The 18,270-nt window shown below is 73.9% G+C and carries 17 protein-coding genes; 14 read left to right on the plus strand and 3 right to left on the minus strand.

What is annotated here, in order from left to right; translation table 11 throughout:
- The first annotated feature begins 16 nt into the window (after positions 1–16).
- The 7 genes from ACN28A_RS05610 to ACN28A_RS05640 all read left to right on the plus strand — a co-directional run bounded on the left by ACN28A_RS05610 (position 17) and on the right by ACN28A_RS05640 (position 6,578).
- Complete coding sequence (locus ACN28A_RS05610; protein ID WP_421393050.1) at positions 17–694, plus strand: GNAT family N-acetyltransferase; 678 nt, start codon at positions 17–19, stop codon at positions 692–694.
- Between the two features lie 153 nt (positions 695–847).
- The gene (locus ACN28A_RS05615) at positions 848–1,726 is read left to right on the plus strand and encodes an STAS domain-containing protein (protein ID WP_421393052.1); all 879 of its coding nucleotides are present in this window, start codon (positions 848–850) and stop codon (positions 1,724–1,726) included.
- A complete protein-coding gene (locus ACN28A_RS05620) occupies positions 1,726–2,175 on the plus strand; it encodes an STAS domain-containing protein (RefSeq protein WP_421393054.1) in 450 nt (149 codons plus the stop codon). Before ACN28A_RS05615 ends, ACN28A_RS05620 begins: the two co-directional genes overlap by 1 nt.
- A complete protein-coding gene (locus ACN28A_RS05625) occupies positions 2,172–2,597 on the plus strand; it encodes an anti-sigma regulatory factor (protein WP_421393056.1) in 426 nt (141 codons plus the stop codon). Before ACN28A_RS05620 ends, ACN28A_RS05625 begins: the two co-directional genes overlap by 4 nt.
- A complete protein-coding gene (locus ACN28A_RS05630) occupies positions 2,579–3,607 on the plus strand; it encodes a SpoIIE family protein phosphatase (protein WP_421393059.1) in 1,029 nt (342 codons plus the stop codon). Before ACN28A_RS05625 ends, ACN28A_RS05630 begins: the two co-directional genes overlap by 19 nt.
- 14 nt (positions 3,608–3,621) lie before the next feature.
- Positions 3,622–5,007, plus strand: a complete 1,386-nt coding sequence (locus tag ACN28A_RS05635; RefSeq protein ID WP_421393061.1) for an ATP-binding protein — start codon at positions 3,622–3,624, stop codon at positions 5,005–5,007.
- On the plus strand, positions 5,004–6,578 hold the full coding sequence (locus ACN28A_RS05640; RefSeq protein ID WP_421393064.1) for a SpoIIE family protein phosphatase: 1,575 nt from the start codon (positions 5,004–5,006) through the stop codon (positions 6,576–6,578). The genes ACN28A_RS05635 and ACN28A_RS05640 overlap by 4 nt, the downstream gene beginning before the upstream one ends.
- A gap of 48 nt (positions 6,579–6,626) precedes the next feature.
- Here the strand turns inward: ACN28A_RS05640 and ACN28A_RS05645 are convergent, their stop codons facing one another.
- Entirely contained in the window at positions 6,627–7,511 is an 885-nt protein-coding gene (locus ACN28A_RS05645) for a PaaX family transcriptional regulator C-terminal domain-containing protein (protein WP_421393067.1), read from the minus strand.
- Between the two features lie 404 nt (positions 7,512–7,915).
- On the opposite strand from ACN28A_RS05645, the gene ACN28A_RS05650 reads away from it, so the two are divergent.
- Both ACN28A_RS05650 and ACN28A_RS05655 read left to right on the plus strand, forming a co-directional pair.
- On the plus strand, positions 7,916–8,965 hold the full coding sequence (locus ACN28A_RS05650; protein ID WP_421393069.1) for a cellulose-binding domain-containing protein: 1,050 nt from the start codon (positions 7,916–7,918) through the stop codon (positions 8,963–8,965).
- A 275-nt stretch (positions 8,966–9,240) separates the two neighbouring features.
- Complete coding sequence (locus ACN28A_RS05655; RefSeq protein WP_421393071.1) at positions 9,241–11,499, plus strand: Hsp70 family protein; 2,259 nt, start codon at positions 9,241–9,243, stop codon at positions 11,497–11,499.
- Between the two features lie 86 nt (positions 11,500–11,585).
- On the opposite strand, the gene ACN28A_RS05660 is transcribed toward ACN28A_RS05655, so the two are convergent.
- Complete coding sequence (locus ACN28A_RS05660) at positions 11,586–12,416, minus strand: CDP-alcohol phosphatidyltransferase family protein (protein ID WP_421393074.1); 831 nt, start codon at positions 12,414–12,416, stop codon at positions 11,586–11,588.
- Between the two features lie 113 nt (positions 12,417–12,529).
- Between ACN28A_RS05660 and ACN28A_RS05665 the strand changes: the two genes are divergently transcribed.
- The 5 genes from ACN28A_RS05665 (at position 12,530) to ACN28A_RS05685 (ending at position 17,292) form a co-directional block, all read left to right on the plus strand.
- The gene (locus ACN28A_RS05665; RefSeq protein ID WP_421393077.1) at positions 12,530–13,522 is read left to right on the plus strand and encodes a zinc-dependent alcohol dehydrogenase; all 993 of its coding nucleotides are present in this window, start codon (positions 12,530–12,532) and stop codon (positions 13,520–13,522) included.
- 42 nt (positions 13,523–13,564) lie between these two features.
- Positions 13,565–13,963 carry a 6-pyruvoyl trahydropterin synthase family protein gene (locus ACN28A_RS05670; RefSeq protein WP_421393078.1) on the plus strand — a complete coding sequence of 133 codons (399 nt, stop codon included), beginning with the start codon at positions 13,565–13,567 and terminating at the stop codon, positions 13,961–13,963.
- Complete coding sequence (locus ACN28A_RS05675; protein WP_421393080.1) at positions 13,960–15,111, plus strand: glycosyltransferase family 4 protein; 1,152 nt, start codon at positions 13,960–13,962, stop codon at positions 15,109–15,111. The genes ACN28A_RS05670 and ACN28A_RS05675 overlap by 4 nt, the downstream gene beginning before the upstream one ends.
- Positions 15,108–16,028, plus strand: coding sequence for a methyltransferase domain-containing protein (locus ACN28A_RS05680; protein WP_421393083.1), 921 nt, complete (start codon positions 15,108–15,110; stop codon positions 16,026–16,028). Before ACN28A_RS05675 ends, ACN28A_RS05680 begins: the two co-directional genes overlap by 4 nt.
- Positions 16,029–16,170: 142 nt before the next feature.
- Positions 16,171–17,292 (plus strand): lysylphosphatidylglycerol synthase transmembrane domain-containing protein, encoded by a 1,122-nt coding sequence (locus tag ACN28A_RS05685; protein WP_421393086.1) that lies wholly within the window; start codon positions 16,171–16,173, stop codon positions 17,290–17,292.
- A 212-nt stretch (positions 17,293–17,504) separates the two neighbouring features.
- On the opposite strand, the gene ACN28A_RS05690 is transcribed toward ACN28A_RS05685, so the two are convergent.
- Complete coding sequence (locus ACN28A_RS05690) at positions 17,505–18,197, minus strand: RibD family protein (RefSeq protein WP_421393088.1); 693 nt, start codon at positions 18,195–18,197, stop codon at positions 17,505–17,507.
- Positions 18,198–18,270 lie beyond the last annotated feature (73 nt).

An 18,270-nucleotide genomic window follows, 5' to 3' on the forward strand; every position in this document is an offset into this window, starting at 1 on the left:
CGCTGTGGGGGTGTCGATGAGCACGGTGGTGGTGACGTTCCGGGCGGCGGCGGCCGGGGATGCCGACCGGGTCGCGGCGCTGCACGCGGAGAGTTGGCGCCGGCACTACCGGGGCGCCTACGCGGACGCCTTCCTCGACGGGGACGTCTTCGCCGACCGGCGGGCCGTCTGGTCGGCCCGGCTGGCCGACCCGGCACCGCAGGACGTCACCGTGCTCGCCGAGGTCCCCGGGCAAGCCGCACCTCCCGGGAAAGCCGAGGTCCCTGGGAGTGCCGCACTCCCCGGAGAGGCCGAGGTCCCCGGAGCAGGAGCCGGGATCTCCGGAGGAACAGCCGGACCGGGCCGGGAACTCGCCGGTTTCGTGCACCTGGTCCTCGACCACGACCCCGGGTGGGGTGCCCTGGTGGACAACCTGCACGTGGCCCGGACCCACCACCGGCACGGCATCGGCGCCGAGCTGATGCGCCGGGCGGCCCGGGCGGTACGGGACCGTGGCGCCACGGACGCGATGTACCTGTGGGTGCTGGAGCGGAACACCGCCGCCCGAGCCTTCTATTCGGCGCTCGGCGGCCGATTCGCGCAGCGGTCGTACGTCCCGCCGCCGGGTGGGGTGCCGGGTCGGCTCGACGGGCGGCCGGTCGGGCTGCGCTGCGTCTGGCCGGACGTCGGCGTGCTGCTCTCGCCGCCGCGCTGACCGCCCGGCCGCGCCGGGAACCGCCCAGCACATCCGGCAACGCGAATATCGGCTGGTTACAGGGGCTATGGATCGCTCCCACGGGGGCCGGTGATACAGTCCACCGGCCGGCCCGGCTAGGCGTGGCCGCGACCGGCACCGGGGAGGGGAACGATGGGCATCTCGGCCGAGGAGAGCAGCCGGTTCGCGGCACTGCTCGACAGCCAGGCGGAGCGGTTGGTCGAGCGCTGGACCGAGGTCGTGGCGGCCTCGCTCCGGGGCCGGATGACCGAGGCGGAGCTGCGCCAGCAGGTGCGGGAACTCCACCGGGCGCTGGGCGCCGCGCTCGGAAACGGACAGTTCGACCTGGCGGCCGAGGCGGCGGGGGGACTGCGGGCCACCCTCGCGGAGATGTCCCGCCGGCGGGCACAGCAGGGCTTCACCGCCACCGAGACGGCGGTGAGCGTCTTCTCGCTCAAGGAGGCGCTTGTCGACGTGCTGGACATCGCCTCCGGCGACAAGGAGGCGCTGGCGGACTACGTCGCCGCGTCCCGGGTCGTCGACGAGCTGGGGCTGTTCACCTTCGAGCGGTACGCCCGGTCCCGGGAGGAGCTGATCGCCGACCAGGCCGAGCAGTTGCTGGAGCTCTCCACCCCGGTGGTGAAGCTCTGGGAGGGTGTGGTCGCCATCCCGCTGGTCGGCACGCTGGACTCGGCCCGGGCCCAGGTCGTGATGGAGCGGCTGTTGCAGACCCTGGTCGAGACCGGCTCGCCGTACGCGATCATCGACATCACCGGTGTGCCGGCGGTGGACACCCAGGTGGCGCAGCACATCCTGAAGACCGTGGTGGCCGCCCGGTTGATGGGTGCCGAGTGCATCGTCTCCGGCATCCGCCCGCAGATCGCCCAGACGATCGTGGCGCTCGGCATCGAGTTCGGGGACATCGCCACCAAGGCGACCCTCGCCGACGCGCTCCGGCACGCCCTGCGCATGATCGAGAAATCCCGGCGGAGCAACGGCACCGGCGTGGCCGGCACCGCCCGGGGTGCCTGATGGACCGGGTGCCGGTCCTCAAGATCGGTGACCTGCTGCTGGTCTCGATCCAGGTCGACATGGAGGACCAGACCGCGCTGGCCCTGCAACAGGACCTCTCCGACCGGATCGTGGAGAGCGGCTGCCACGGGGTGATCATCGACATCACCGCGATGGACATCGTCGACTCCTTCGTCGGCCGGATGCTCTCCACGATCGCCGCGATAGCCCGGGTGCTCGACGCCGAGACCGTGGTGGTCGGGATGCGCCCGGCGGTCGCGATCACCCTCGTCGAGCTGGGCCTGTCGCTGAACGGCATCCGGACCGCCCTCAACGTCGAGCGCGGGATGGAGCTGCTGGCCCGGTCCCGGCAGGACCGGCCGGGCGACGGCACGGACGAGGACTCGGACACCGCCTGGATGCTCGCCCTCGGCCCCGACTCCGACCACTCGACAGCGACCACGCCTTGACCGCCGGCCCGGAGCTGGGCACACCGCAGCTCGTGACGATCAACGCGGACGCGGACGTGGTGCGGGTCCGGCAACTCGTCCGGACCGCCGCCGTCGCGGTGAAGCTCTCCCTGGTCGACCAGACCAAGCTGGTGACCGCCGCCAGCGAGCTGGCCCGGAACACCCTGGTCTACGGCGGTGGCGGTGGCGCCGAGGTGAGCGTCGTGGACAGCGGCCGCCGCAGGGGCATCCGGATCGTCTTCTCCGACGACGGCCCCGGGATCGCCAACCTGGAGCTGGCGCTCACCGACGGCTACACCTCCGGCGGCGGGCTGGGCCTGGGCCTCGGCGGTGCCCGCCGGCTGGTCGACGAGTTCGAGGTGGAGACCGCTGCCGGCCGGGGCACCCGGGTGACCGTGACGAAATGGGCGCGGTCGATGTGAACGACGACGACCGGCTCGTCGACGAGGGCGTCTGGTTCCAGCTCGACGACGCCGGTACGGTCGGCACCGTCCGCCGGGCCGCCGAGTCGCTGGCCCGCCGGATGGGGCTCGACGACGTCCGCGGCGGTGCCCTGGCCATCGTGGCGGCCGAACTCGCCAGCAACCTCGTCAAGCACGCCGACAACGGACTGCTGCTGATCCGGCCGGCCCGGGCCGACCGGGTGGCCGGGGTGGAGCTGATCGCCGTCGACTCCGGCCCGGGGATGACCGACGTCGTCTCGTCGACCCGGGACGGCCACTCGACCGCCGGTTCCCTGGGCATCGGGCTCGGCGCGATCGGCCGGCAGTCGAGCTGGCTCGACGTTTACTCGCTGCCCGGCCGGGGCACGGTCACCGCCGCCCAGATCTGGCCGGCCGAGGCGCCGGAACCGGCCGACGTCGCCGGACTCACCCGGCCGATGAGCGGCGAGCAGTCCTGCGGTGACGGGTTCGCCGTGCGGACGGCCGAGGGCCGGCGGCAGGTGCTGGTCTGCGACGGGCTCGGGCACGGGCCGCTCGCCGCGGTGGCGGCCCGGGCCGCCGTACACGCGTTCCACCTGGCCCCGGCGGCGCCGCCGGCGGCGGTGCTGGAGCACCTGCACCGGGCGATCAGCCACACCCGGGGCGCCGCCGCCGCCGTCGCGGAGCTCGACCCGACCGCCGGGCTGCTCCGGTACGCCGGGCTCGGCAACATCTCCGGCACCGTGCTGCACGACGACGACCGGCGCGGCCTGGTCTCGATGCCCGGCATCGTCGGTCACCAGCGGCGGACCGTACGCGAGTTCGACTACCCCTTTCCGGCCGACGCCTGCCTGGTCATGCAGAGCGACGGGGTGACCGACCGCTGGCGGCTCGCCGACTACCCCGGACTGCGCTTCCGCTCACCACAGGTGATCGCCGGCACCATCCTGCGGGACGCCGCCGTACGCCGCGACGACGCCTGCGTCCTGGTCGCCCGGGCCACGCCGTGACGGAGGAGCGGGAGATGACCGACCCGACTCCGGCCGCTCCGGCGCTGCTCCGGCTGACCCTGCGTGCCGAGCCGGACGTGTTCCTCGTCCGGCAGCGCGGCCGGGAGGTCGCCGCCGCCGTCGGCCTGGAACACCAGGACCAGGTACGCCTCGCCACCGCGCTCAGCGAGATCGGCCGGTACCTGGTGGTAACCCTGCCCGAACCGGCCCGCGCCGAGGTGGCCTTCTCGGCGGCCCTCGACAGCACACCGCCGACCCTGGTCACCGAGGTCAGCGCGGTACTGCCGGCCGGCACCTCGGAACGAACCGTCGCCGGGGCCCTCGTCCTCGGACGGCTCGTCGACAGCCTCAGCATCACCCCGGACGGCGAGACGACAGTCATCCGGATGACCCGCCGGATTCCCTCCACCGCCAACCCGCTCACCCCGGACCGCCTTGCCGTGATACGCGACAACCTGAACGCGTCGGCCGCCAGTACTCCGCTGGAGGAGATGGCCGAGCAGAACGAGCAGCTCCTCGCGGCCCTGGAGGAGACCCGGGCGCAGCGCGACGAACTCGCCCGGCTCAACGAGGAACTCGCCGAGACCAACCGGGGCGTGCTGGCGCTCTACACGCAGCTCTCCGAGGAACTCGACGAGACCAACCGGGGTGTCGTGGCGCTGCACGCCGAGCTGGAGGACCGGTCCGTGCAGCTGCGGGCGGCCAGCGAGGCGAAGAGCCGGTTCCTGGCGAACGTCAGCCACGAGCTGCGGGCGCCGGTGACCGCGGTGATCGGACTGACCCGACTGCTGCTGGACCCGGCCTCCGACCCGCTCACCGCCGAGCAGCGGGAGCAGGCCGAGCTGATCCGCAGCTCCGCCGCCGACCTGCTGTCGCTGGTGAACGAGCTGCTCGACCTGGGCAAGGCGGAGGCCGGCGCGATCGAGCCGAACTGGTCCGACGTCGAGCTGCGGGCCGTCTTCGGCCAGCTCCGCGGCACGGTACGCGCGATGGCCACCCGGCCCGAGGTCGCCCTGGTGGTGGTCGACCCCGACCCGCCGGCGCTGATCCGCACCGACGAGGTGCTGCTGACCCAGGTGCTGCGCAACCTGCTGCACAACGGGCTCAAGTTCACCGAGCACGGCGAGGTCCGGATGACCGCCGAGGTCGACGGCGACGAGTGGACCATCCGGGTCCGGGACACCGGGATCGGCATTCCCTCCGAACTCCAGGAGCGGGTCTTCGAGGAGTTCTACCAGGTGCCGGGCCGCGGCTCGCCGACCGGTGCCCGGGGCACCGGCCTGGGGCTGCCGTACGCCCGGCGGCTGTCCCGGCTGCTCGGCGGTGACCTGCGGGTGACGAGCGAGCCCGGCGGCGGCAGCGTCTTCACCGTCCGCCTGCCGGTGAGTCCGGCACCGTGAACGGCCCGGAGCCGGGCGGCACCGACGCGACAATCCTGGTGGTCGACGACAGCGCCGCCAAGCGCTACCTGCTGGTCAGCTGGCTCAGTCGGGCCGGCTTCACCGTCGTGCAGGCCGACAGCGGCGGTGCCGCGCTCGACCGGATGGAGCGCGACGACATCGACCTGGTCGTGCTGGACGTCCGGCTCGGCGACATGAGCGGCTTCGAGGTGAGCGAGCGGATAAAGTCCGATCCCCGGTACGCCTCCCGACCGGTGATCCACGTCTCGGCGCACGCGGTGAGCGTGGCCGACCGGGCACAGGGGCTCACCCGGGGCGCTGACGCGTACCTCGTCGAGCCGATCGAACCGGACGAGCTGATCGCCACCACCCTGGCCGCACTGCGCTACTACCGGGCGCGCAGCCGGGCCGAACTGCTGGCCACCCGGCTGGCCCGACTCGCCGAGACCACCCTGGCGGTGAACGCCGCACCCTCGTTCGCGGCACTGTTGACCGCGGCGGCCGGCGGGGCGGCCCGGATCTTCGGCACCGGGGCGCTGGTCGCCGGGCAGGACGCCGACGGCCGGGGCTGGGCGGCGGCGGTCGACGAACCCGGCGGCCGGGTGGCGGTCGAGGAGTGGCCCCCCGACCTGCGGGCGGTGCCGGTCGGCCTCGCGATGCGGACCGAGCCGCCGGCCGACTGGCCGGTGCCGACCGGTTGGCCGGTGCCGTTCGATCCGGCGGTCCCGGTCCGGGTGGCCACCGCGCGGCTCCGGCCCGACCGCCCGGCGGTGCAGGTGGGGGTGCCCGAATCGGCGCTGGCCACCGAGTCGGCCGTACTCGGCCAGCTGGTGCAGGCGGTGGCGACGGCGGTCGAGGCGCAGCGCTCGTACGACGAGGAGCACCGGATCGCGGTGACGCTCCAGCACAGCCTGCTGCCCCGCCGGCTGCCCACCGTGCCCGGTCTCGATCTCGCCGTCTGCTACGAGCCGGCGAGCGCGCAGACCGAGGTCGGCGGCGACTTCTACGAACTGGCGATGATCGACGGCCGGCTGGTCGCCGCGATCGGCGACGTGGCGGGGCACTCGCTGCACGCGGCGACGGTGATGGCCGAGGTCCGGCACGCCATCCGGGCGTACGCGGTGGAGCGGCATCCGCCCGGCGCCATCCTGGAACGGGTCGACGAACTCCTGCGCAGCCTGTTGCCGGGCGAGTTCGCGACGATCTGCCTGCTCACCCTGGAACCCGAGACCGGCCGGATCCGGCTGGCCAGTGCCGGGCACCTGCCGCCACTCGTCGTCACGGCGGACTCCACCGAGTACGTCGAGCACCGGGCGCCGCTGCTCGGGGTCCGCGCCGACCGCCCCGACGACCTGGAGTTCGTGCTGCCGCGCGGCGCCACCCTGGTGCTCTACACCGACGGGCTTGTCGAACGCCGGGACGTCGACCTCGACCGGCGGCTCGACGACCTGGCCGGGGTGGCGGCGGTGGTGGACGAGGACCTGGACGAGTTCTGCTGGCGACTGCTGGCCGAACTCACCCCGGCGGAGGCCAGCGACGACATCGCCGTGGTGGCACTGCGCCTGCACTGAGCCGGGGCGGGGGCGACGCGCCGGGCCGGCGGCCTGGCGTCCCGCCGGCTATCTCGCTTCCCGGCTGATCCGCCCCCACTCCCGGAGGGCGGCCGGCTCCCACTTGGCATGCTGTCGGTGGAAGAGCCGCACCGCGCGGATGCCGCTCCAGCCCTGCGGCAGCAGTTCCTCGGGTAGGGCGGGGTCGACCAGGGCGAGCAGGCGCCAGGCGTGGACGAGTCGGGTGACCCGGACGATCGGGTCGTCCGAGGGCTGCCGGCTGAACTCGGCGATGAATCCCTCGTACTGCCGGTCCATCTCGTCGAGGTCCCACGCCTCGCGGACCATGGTCGGCAACTCGCCACCGGCCACGTACTCGGAGAGGAAGATCCGGGACTGTTCGTGCGCCCCGGCGTCGCGCAGGATGCCCTCGGCCTCCTTGATCCGGCCGGTGTGGGTGCTCACCCACACTCCCGGCGCCGGTCGCCCGAAGCCGGCCCAGCGCAGCCGGGTGTGCAGCAGATGCCGGGCCGCACGGTCGGACTCCGGCACCCGGGCGACCACGACCAGCCAGCGGCGGTCCCAGTGCGGCTGGGTGGCCGTGAACCCGAAGATGCGCGAGGCGCCGAGGTTGAGGAACTGGGCGAATGCCGGGCTGAGTTGCCACCAGGTGTAGCGACCGTCGCGACGCGGGACGAGCCAGCCGTCCCGGGACGCCCGGCTCAGGGCCTGCCGGCAGGCGTCCTCCTCGACACCGAGGCGACCCAGGACGTCGATGAAGGCCGAGGTGGGTGCCGGCTGCCGGGCCGGCCGTACGTAGTCGCCGAGGACCGTGATGAGCAGTCCGCGTACCCCGCCGGTGCCGGCGGCGTACCGGCGCGAGATGACGAACCGCTCCTCGGAGGCGTTACCGAACCGAGCGGGAGAGGCTCTGCTCTCCGGCGGTTCAGGCATGCCCGTCCTGCTCGGCGGAGATCGATCCGCGAACCACCGGGCAGGGGCGCATCAGTGCATTCTAGGGGCTGCTCCCCACCACCACCTCCTCCTCGGTGCCGGACACCGGCCCGTCGACGGTCGTTCGCGACGGCAACGCTCGTACCCCTTGCGGCGATGGCTCCATTCTGGCAATACTCATTTGCCACTGTCAATTGATGGTGATCTCCGTGACCGAATCGAACATAGCTGCCGCGACGCCGCTCGTTGGACAAAGACATCGTCCGTCGTCATCTGAATGTCCAACAAGAAAGAACACCGAGGGAGGACAGAGCAAGCGCCCCGGCAGCACGGCGACGACGCTCGCGGGCGTCTTCGAACCATCGCCATCCGTCCACCACCGACCTACAAGTCAGGGAGGGGCCATGCGCCTACCTCGGTTCCGATTGCTCGTCGCGGCCCTGGTGCCGCTCGTCGCGGCTGCCGGCATCAGCCTGGTGCCGGCGACCGGGGCGGTTGCCGCCGCCGGCTGCCAGGTCAGCTACTCGGTCGGCGCCCAGTGGACCGGCGGGTTCACCGGCAACGTGCGGGTCACCAATCTGGGCGACCCGCTCTCCGGCTGGACCCTGAGCTGGTCGTTCAGCGCCGGTCAGCAGGTGACCCAGGCCTGGAACGCGACCGTCAGCCAGAGCGGCGCGCAGGTGACCGCCCGCAACGCCGGCTGGAACGGCAGCCTCGCCACCAACGGCAGCACGAGCTTCGGCTTCAACGGCTCGTGGAACAACAGCAGCAACCCCCCACCGTCCAGCTTCGCCTTGAACGGAGTGGCCTGCGACGGCAGTACCCAGCCGTCGCCGAGCGGACCGCCGACCAGCGGCCCGACCACCCCGCCCACCACCGGCCCGACCACCGGCCCCACCACCGGTCCGACCGGCGGTCCGCAGCCGGTCCGCTCGATGGGCTTCATCGGCTGCTCGATGGCGGAGAACGTCGCTCAGGGCTACGTCGCGATCGGCGGGCAGCGCATGTGGGGCCCGTACGGCACCGGAGGAATGGTCGTACAGTCCTGGACCGACACCAACTCCAGTGCCTGGCGGCTGTTCGACCAGCAGGCCGCCAGGCACGGCCGGCCGACCGCCGTCTGGGTGCAGATCTGCATCTTCTCCCAGAACGGGGCGACCTATGACGAGGTAAAGCGACTGATCGCCAACGCCCGCCAGCACGCCGCCCCGGGCGCGACGATCATCATCAGCGGTCAGCCGCTCTACGACGCCGGGCAGACCTGTTTCCTGGCCGGTGCCAACGGTCCACAGCTGACCGACAGTCTGGCTCGGCAGGCCGCGGCCGACTCCTCGCAGAACGTCAGCTATCCCGGCACGTTCCGGCTACGCGGCAACGAGGTCTCGGACGGCTGCCACGCCAACTCGGCGGGCCAGCAGTCGCTCGGTCGACAGGCTCTCGGGTACTGGGGCTAGGAACCGTTCCGTCGGTCGCCCCCGCCAACCCACCCGCGGGGGCGACCGGATCTGGTGCGCGACTCACCCCGGTCACCTCAGTCGACCATGCCTGTCCGCATCGTCGAAACGTTGTTCGACGACGACATAGACTTCCGAAATTGCGATGTCATACGTATAAAATGGCGGACGGTGCCAGTTGCCCTCCCGGACACCCTCCCCGGCCGTCCACTCCGGATCGCAGCCCGCCGGGGACGGAACGCCCTGGCTGTTCGACGGCCGACTAGGCTGCCAGCGTGGCGGGCGGCGGGTTCCGGCTGAGTGTCGACTACGGCACCTCGCACACCGTGGCCGTGCTGCGTTGGCCGGACGGGCGTACCCGTCCCTTGCTGTTCGACGGTTCGCCGCTGCTCTCCTCGGCCACCTGCGTCGAGGCCGACGGCACGATCCTGTCCGGGCAGGACGCCGGCAGTGCCGGCCGGCGGCGGCCACAGGGCTTCGAGCCGTACCCGAAGCGGCGCCTCGGCGAGGGCACCGTCTGGCTCGGTGACCGGGAGGTTCCGGTCACCTCGCTGGTGGCCGCCACGCTCGCCCGGGTCGCCGACGAGGTCGTCCGGGTCGCGGGGTCGGGCGGGCTCGGATCAGTACTGCTCACCGTGCCCGCCACCTGGGGGCCGACCCGACGGGCGCTGCTGGTGGACGCCGCCGTCGAGGCCGCCCTTCCCCGGCCCCGGCTCGCCGCCGAGCCGGTCGCCGCCGCGAGCTATCTGGTGGGAGGCGGTGGACTGGCCGTGCCGGCCGGTGGTCACGTCGCCGTCTACGACCTCGGCGCGGGCACCTTCGACGCGACAGTGGTCCGGCGCACCCCGACCGGCGGCTTCACCGTGCTGACCACCGGCGGGCTGCCGCAGACCGGCGGGCTGGATCTCGACGCGGCGCTCGTCGGGTACGTCGGTCGGCTGCTGGCGCAGCGCGATCCGGTCCGCTGGCGGCGGCTGACCGCACCGGACGACGACGCCGACCGCCGAGCCGCGCAGATCCTGTGGGACGAGGCCCGCCGGGCGAAGGAGAGCCTGAGCCGCACCTCGACCGGTTACCTGCTCGTGCCGCTCTTCGACGAGTCGGTGCCGGTCGGCCGGGAGGAGTTCGAACGGTTGGCCCGGACGGTGCTGGACCGCACGGTCGAGGCGACGGCGGCGGCGCTGCGCTCGGCGGGCTCCGGAGCGGGACCGGTCACGGTCGTCCTGGTCGGCGGTGCCAGTCGGATCCCGCTGGCCGCCACCCTGCTGCACCGGGTCCTCGGGGTAGCACCGGTCGTCACCGAGCAGCCGGAACTCGTGGTGGCCGAGGGCGCCCTCGCGGTGTCACCGGACGACATGCTTCCGGCCGGCCCGCCCCCGTCACCACCTGCCCCGCCGACCCCGCCACCGTCCGGCCCGCCGACCCCGCCACCGTCCGGCCCGCCGACCCCGCCACCGTCCGGCCCGCCGACCCCGCCACCGTCCGGCCCGCCGCCACCGCCAGGCGAGCGGCCAGCGTCCGGCCCGCCACCACCGGCCGCCGTTCCGACACCGCCACCGTCGGGCACTCCGACGCCGCGACCGAGTCCTGTGACGCCGGCTTCCGGCCCTCCTCCGGCGGCGCCGTCCCGGGGAAGCGGGCTGGCCCTGCTCGTCGGGTCGCTCGTGCTGGCCGTACTCGCCGTACTGGCCGTCGTCGTGGTGCTGCGTCCGTGGGACCGGTCCGGCGGTGACAACGCCGGTCCCACGCCGAGTGCGCAGGCTGCGCCGACCTTCGCCGACGGCACCACCATGCGACGGTTGCAGGCGGCGGGACGGATCGTGATCGGGAGCAGGTTCGACCTGCCCGGCACCGGTTACCGCGAACCCGACGGGACGATGACCGGGTTCGACGTGGAGCTCGGCCGGCTGGTCGCCGGCGAGTTGGGCCTCGACCCCGCCCAGGTGCAGTGGACGGAGGCTTCCTTCACGGCCCGGGAGCAGCTCATCGAGCAGGGTCGGGTCGACCTCGTCATCGCGACCTACACCATCACCGAGGCCCGGGCCCGACGGGTCGCCTTCGCCGGGCCGTACCACCTGCCGGGGCAGCGGTTGTTGGTGCGCGTCGACGAGACCGAAATCACCGGCCCGGAGGCGCTGCCGGCCGGAGAGGCCCGGATCTGCACCGTCAGCGGAACTCCGCACGGCAGGCGACTTGCCGAGTTCCTCGGCGGCCGGTCGTTGGCAATGGTGTCGCACGGCAGCTACCGGGAGTGCGCGGCGGCGCTCGCGGCCGGCACGGTCGACGCGGTCACCGGGGACGGACCGGCCCTCGCGGGCCTCGTCGCCGACAGTGACGGCGGGTTCCGGCTGGCGGGCCGGGCCTTCGACCCGCAGCCGTACGGCATCGGCCTGCGCCGGGGCGACGAGCCGTTCCGGGCCTGGCTGGCCGAGACGCTACGGCGGATCATCGCCGACGGTCGCTGGCGGGCCGCCTGGCAGCGCACCCTCGGCCGCTACGACGGGCAGGAGCCCACCGTCCCCGAGGTCCGCTGAACCTCCTGCTGGTCCGACCGGCAGGAACGGCCCCCGTCGGGATCACCGGCGACTCGGCGGCTTGACAGCCGATCCCCGACAGGGAATCAGCGAGAGCCGACCGGTGCCGGGTACCGGTGGCGGGCCCGCCACAGCCAGCCCACGTCCCGGCCGAAGGACCAGCTGAGCAGCGCCAGCGCCAGCCCGACCGAGGCGTACGCCAGGGTGCCGGGGAGCACTCCGGAACTCGCCACCGCCAGCACGATCCCCTGCATCGCGGCGACTGTCTTCCGGGAGAACCGGTGCGGCAGGGCCGCCCGCAGCCACGGCAGTGCCCGGGCGGCGGCGACGAAGACGTACCGCAGGGCGCCGATGGCCAGCACCCAGGCGCCGAGGGACTGGGCCAGATAGCCGCTCAGCACCAGGATGAGGAAGGCGTCGACCTCCATGTCGAACCGGGCGCCCAGCGCGGAGGTGGTGCCGGTGCGTCGGGCGACCTGACCGTCGACCCAGTCCAGCGCCAGTGCCACGGCCGCCACGGCGACCAGCAGCCCGACCGGGACCGGCGACCGGAAGGAGGCCGCCACCAGTGCGGTCACCCCGCCGACCAGGATCGCCCGGGCCAGGGTGACCTGGTTGGCCGCGCCGAGCGTCGGTACGCCGGAGCGGCGCATGCCGTAGCCGAGCAGCAGCCAGGTGACCACCGCGTACGCCGAGCCGGCCAGCCAGCCGGCGAGCCCCAGCCCGACCGTCGCGGACAGGGCCGCCAGCAGGACGAACTGGGCCGCCAGCCCTACCGCCAGCCCGTCCAGCACCGCGGCCGTGGCCTGCGGCACGGGTACGCTTCCGCCGCCGTGCAGCGGCGCGGATCCGGCCCGGTGCCGCACGGGGCGCAGTCGGACCAGGGATGTTGCGACCGGGTGATCACTGACAGTCAACGTTCCTCCGTCACGGTTTGGCACGATCCACGCGCCGCGTATCGTTGCCGCTGCCCACCCCCGTGGAAACGGAAAACACCGGCGTTCGGTTCAGCGCAGCGGCAAAGGAGTTGATGGCAGTGCGTGCCAGGGCCTTCTGGCTTGCCGCACCCGGCCGGGGCGAGATCCGCCCGGTCCCGCTGGCGCCGCCCGGTGCCGGCGAGGTACTGGTCCGCACCCTCCACTCCGGGGTGAGCCGGGGCACCGAGACGCTCGTCTTCGCCGGCAAGGTGCCATCGAACCAGTACCCGACGATGCGCGCCCCATACCAGGACGGCGACTTTCCCGCCCCGGTCAAGTACGGCTACCTCAACGTCGGCCTGGTCGAGGAGGGGCCGGCGGAACTCGTCGGCCGTACCGTCTTCTGCCTCTATCCGCACCAGACCAGGTATGTCGTGCCGGCGTCCGCGGTCACCGTCGTACCCGATGGTGTGCCGGCGGCCCGCGCGGTGCTCGCCGGCACCGTGGAGACGGCGGTGAACGCGCTCTGGGACGCCGCGCCGCTGGTCGGTGACCGGGTGACGGTCGTCGGCGCCGGGATGGTCGGCAGCGCGGTGGCCGGGGTGCTCGCCCGGTTCCCCGGCGCCCGGGTGCAACTGGTCGACGCCGACCCCGGTCGGGCGGGCATCGCCGCCGCGTTCGGCGTCGACTTCGCGCTCCCGGCCGACGCGGCCGGCGAGCGCGACCTGGTGGTGCACGCCAGCGCCAGCTCGGCCGGGCTGGCCCGGGCGCTGGAACTGCTCGCCCCGGAGGGGACGGTCGTCGAACTCAGCTGGTACGGCGACCGCCCGGTCACCGTGCCGCTCGGCGAGAACTTCCACTCCCGCCGACTGGTCCTCCGCAGCAGCCAGGTCGGCACGGTGTCACCGAACGTACGCGGACGGCGGACCTTCGCCGACCGGCTGGCACTCGCCCTGGAACTGCTCGCCGATCCGGCGTTCGACGCCCTGCTGACCGGCCCGTGCGACTTCGAGGAGCTGCCGGAGGTACTTCCACGGCTGGTCAGCGGGGAGCTGCCCGCCCTGTGCCAGGTGGTCGACTACGGTAACCCGACCGCCGACCAGTAGCTGCGGCCGACCGGCCGAGTGGGAACACCAGGAGGAGAACCCTTGTTCAGTGTCACCGTCCGTGACCACATCATGATCGCGCACAGCTTCCGGGGCGAGGTCTTCGGCCCGGCGCAGAAGCTGCACGGGGCGACCTTCGTGGTGGACGCCACGTTCCGCCGCCCGGAGCTGGACGCCGACAACCTCGTGGTGGACATCGGACTGGCCTCCGCCCAGTTGGCCGAGGTGCTGGGCGATCTCAACTACCGCAACCTGGACGACGAGCCGTCGCTGGCCGGGATCAACACCTCGACCGAGGCGCTGGCGCAGATCGTCGCGGACCGGCTGGCCGAGCGGGTGCACGCCGGTTCGCTCGGCGCGGGGGCGCGCGGGCTGACCGGGATCAGCGTCACCCTGCACGAGTCGCACATCGCCTGGGCCAGCTACGAGCGGGCGCTTTGACGGTACCGCCCCCGGTCCCGCCGGCCCCGGCGCCCGACGCCGGGACGGTGGACGTGGTGCTGCCCGGGGACATCGACGACCCGGGCGCGCCGAGCGGTGGCAACCACTACGACCGCCAGGTCGTCGCCGGGCTCGGCCGGCTGGGCTGGCGGGTGCGTGAACTCGCCGTGCCGGGGAGCTGGCCGGAACCGTCCGACGCCGAGCGGGCGGCGCTGGCCGCCGCGCTGGACGGTGTACCGGACGGCGGGGTGGTGCTGCTGGACGGGCTGGTGGCCTGCGGGGTACCCGAGGTCGTCGGGCCGGCCGCCGAACGGCTCCGGCCGGCGGTGCTGGTGCACCTGCCGCTCGGCGACGAGACCGGGCGACCGACCGAGGTGGCGGCCCGGCTCGACGAACGGGAACGCCGGACCCTGCTGGCCGCCCCGGCCGTCGTGGCGACCAGCGCCGGGACCGGCCGCGGTCTGGTCCGGAGGCACGGCCTGCCGCCGGCGCGGGTGCACGTCGTACCGCCCGGGGTGGCGGCGGCGCCGCTCGCACCGGGTACCGACGGCGCCTCCGGCCTGCTCTGCGTCGCCTCGGTCATCCCCCGCAAGGGGCAGGACGTACTCGTCGAGGCGCTGGCGGCCATCCCCGACCGGTCGTGGCGCTGCCGCTTCGTCGGGCCGGTGGACCGCGATCCGGAGTACCTCGACGGGCTGCACCGGACGGTCGGAGCGGCCGGACTGACCGACCGCATACGGTTCACCGGCCCGCGTGGCGGCACCGAACTGGCCGCCGAGTACGCCGCCGCCGACCTGCTGGTGCTGCCGTCCCGGGCCGAGCCGTACGGGATGGTCGTCACCGAGGCACTGGCCCGGGGCGTTCCGGTGCTCGGCAGCGCGGTCGACGGGTTGCCGGAGGCGATCGGCCGCACGCCCGACGGGGTCGTACCCGGGCTGCTGGTGCCGCCCGGTGACCCGGCGGCGCTGGCCGGGGCACTGCGGCGCTGGTTCGACGAGCCGGAGCTGCGGCACCGGCTCCGGGCGGCTGCCCGGGACCGCCGGGCCGGCCTGCCCGGCTGGGACGTCACCGCCGCCCGCCTGGCCGAGGTGCTGGCGGGCCTGGCCCGGCGGGGCGGCGGCCAGGCGGTGGGAGGGGTGCAGGGGTGAGCAGCAGGGCCGAGGAACGGCACGAGGCGCTACGGCGAGGGGACGGCATGACTGGGCAGCACGACGAGCGGACCGGACGGCGCGAGGATGTCGGCGGGGAGGACGACTCGCCGTACAGCCTGGCCTGGCTCGGACTGCGGGAGCCGGCCGACGCGCGGGCCCGGTCGGCCGAGCTGGTCGAGGCACTGCCCGCGCTGCCGCCCGGGGGCGGCCCGGCGGTGATCCGGGACCTGGGCTGCGGCAGCGGTTCGATGGGACGCTGGCTCGCCGGCCGGCTGCCAGGCCCGCAGCACTGGGTGCTCTACGACCGCGAAGCCGGGCTGCTCGACCACGCCCGGGACCACCTGCCGCGCACCGCCGCGGACGGCTCGCCGGTGAGCGTCACGACCCGGGAGTGCGACCTGACCAAGCTGACCGCGGACGACCTCGCCGGGGCGTCCCTGGTCACCGCGTCGGCCCTGCTCGACCTGCTCAGCCTGGCCGAGGTGGAGCGGCTCGTCACGGCCTGCGTGGACGCCGGCTGCCCGGCCCTGCTGACCCTCTCCGTGCTGGGTGAGGTGGAACTCTCCCCGGCCGACCCGCTCGACGCCGAGATCGGCACCGCCTTCGACGCGCACCAGCGGCGCAGCAGCGGCGGTCAGCCGCTGCTCGGCCCGGACGCGGTGCAGGCGACCGCCGAGGCGTTCCGCCGGCTCGGCGCCACGGTGCTGGTCCGGCCCAGCCCGTGGCGGCTCGGCCCGGCCGAGGCGGAGCTGACCGCCCGCTGGCTGCGCGGCTGGGTCGCCGCCGCCGTCGAGCAGCGGCCAGAACTGGCCGGTCCGGCAGCCGGCTACCTGGAGCGCCGGCTCGCCGCCGCGACCGCCGGTGAACTGCGGGCCGTCGTCGGGCACGCCGACCTGCTGGCCACGTACGGATGAACCTGCTCCGGACCGCACACCACGTCCGGATGAACCGCAGCCCCGGTTGCCTCGTATCACTGCGAGAACCGATCGAAGGAGGGGCGCGGATGTACGGGTCGAGGCCGGCACTGCGGAACGTTCCGGCGGACCGGGTGGCGTCGTGAGGCGTACGTTCTGGGCCTGGGCCAGGGTGCTCGGCGGCGCCGCCATCCTCGGTTTCCTGCTGTGGCGGCTCGGCACCGGGGCGTTCCTGGACGGGCTGCGGGTCATCGACGCCGGCACCCTGCTCGCCGCGCTCGGGATCGGGCTGCTGACCACCGTGTTCAGCGCCTGGCGCTGGTGCCTGGTCGCCCGGGGGCTCGGCATCCGGTTGCCGCTGCGCCGGGCGGTCGCCGACTACTACCGGGGGCTCTTCCTCAACGCGGCCCTGCCGGGCGGCGTACTCGGGGACGTGGACCGGGCGGTCCGGCACGGCCGGGAGACCGAGGACATGGGCCGGGGCGTCCGGGCGGTGGTCCTGGAACGTTTCGCCGGGCAGATCGTGCTGTTCGCGGTCGGCGTGCTGGTGCTGGCGGTCTCCTGTCCGGTGCCGCTGGCGACCGGGTCCGGCCTCGGTGCGACCGGGCGGCTGGTCGCCGTGGCCGTGGGGGTGGCCGGGTTGCTCGGCCTGGCCGGCTGGCTCCTGCTGCGCGCGCGCCGCCCCGGCCGAGCGTCCCGCCCGGAGGCGCTCCCGCCGCCGGGCCCGCACCTCGTCCCGACATCGGGCCCGCACCTCGTCCCGACATCGGGCCCGCACCTCGTCCCGGCATCGGGCCCGCACCTCGTCCCGGCATCGGGCTCGCGCCTCGGCCGGGCCTGGCGGAGGAGCATCTCCGACGTACGGCTCGGGCTGCTCGGCCGGAACTGTTGGCCGGGGATCGTGCTCTCGTCCGTCGTCGTGCTGGCCGGACATCTGGGCACGTTCGTCGTCGCGGCCCGGGCCGCCGGCTCGTCGGCGCCGCTGACCGACCTGGTACCGCTGATGCTGCTGGCCCTGATCGCGATGGCGCTGCCACTCAACGTCGGCGGCTGGGGGCCTCGGGAGGGTGTCACCGCCTGGGCGTTCGGCGCCGCCGGGCTGGGCGCCTCGCTCGGTTTCACCGTCGCCGTGGTGTACGGGGTGCTCGCCTTCGTCGCCAGCCTGCCCGGTGCCGCCGTGCTGCTCGCCCGCTGGGCCACCCGGTTCGGCTCGGTCGGCAACCGTGCGCTGCTCCGGCTCCGGCTGTCCCGGGCGGTCGCGTGACCGGCGGCCGACCCTGCCGCCCGTCCGCCACCGGTCCGGCCCGTCGGGACGGTGCACCGCGGTACGCCGGTCCGGCCCGTCGCAACGGTGCATCCCGGTACGCCGGAGCGCGCCGCTCGTCCACCGCCGGCCCGGTGGGTTCGGCCGCTCAAACCGCTCGAGCCGGTCGGTCCGGTCGAGTCGGTCGGATCGGACGGGCCCGTGTGCCCTGGTCAGGTCCCGGCGAAGCGCTCGGAGAGCGCGTAGCGCAGCAGCACCACGTCGCCGATCTGGCAGACCTCGGCCAGCTCCGCCCGGCGGTCGGGTCCCCACGGGAAGCGACCGTCGCCGACGAACCGGGGCGCCCGGGAGTCGCCGACGAAGAACGGCGCGACCACCAACTGCAACTCGTCGGCGAGCCCGGCGGTGAGGAACTGGGTATGTATCGTCCCGCCCCCCTCGACCATCAGCCGGGCCACCCCGCGGGCGTGCAGGTCGGTGAGCACCAGTTCGAGGTCGACGGGGTCGCCGCCGTCGACCACTGTCGCCACCTCGCCGAGCCGCGTCCGCGCCTCGTCCAGGCGGGTGCTCGCGCAGTAGACGAGTTTGTCGATGTCGCCGGTGCAGAAGAAGTGCGCGGTCGGGTCCAGGTCGGCCCGGCCGGTCACCGTCACCTTGACCGGTGTCGGTCGCAGCCCTCGGGCGACCCGCGCCGCCCGGCGCTGCGGCGACCGGACCAGCAGTCGCGGATTGTCCTGCCGGACCGTACCGGCGCCGACCAGGATCGCGTCGCATTCCGCCCGTACGGCATCCACTCGATCGAAATCGGCGTCGTTGGACAGCAGCAGCCGGTTTCCCGTGGCGTTGTCCAGGTAACCGTCGATTGACATGCCGCAACTGAGCAGTACGTACGGCCGGTCGCCCACTGGTTGCACCTCTCCGTCGATGAACAGCCCGCGCGGTGGCCCAGTCTTCCGCACCGTCGGCGCCCGTCCCCGC

This window comes from Plantactinospora sp. WMMB782 (assembly GCF_049179135.1).
Lineage (GTDB): Bacteria > Actinomycetota > Actinomycetes > Mycobacteriales > Micromonosporaceae > Plantactinospora.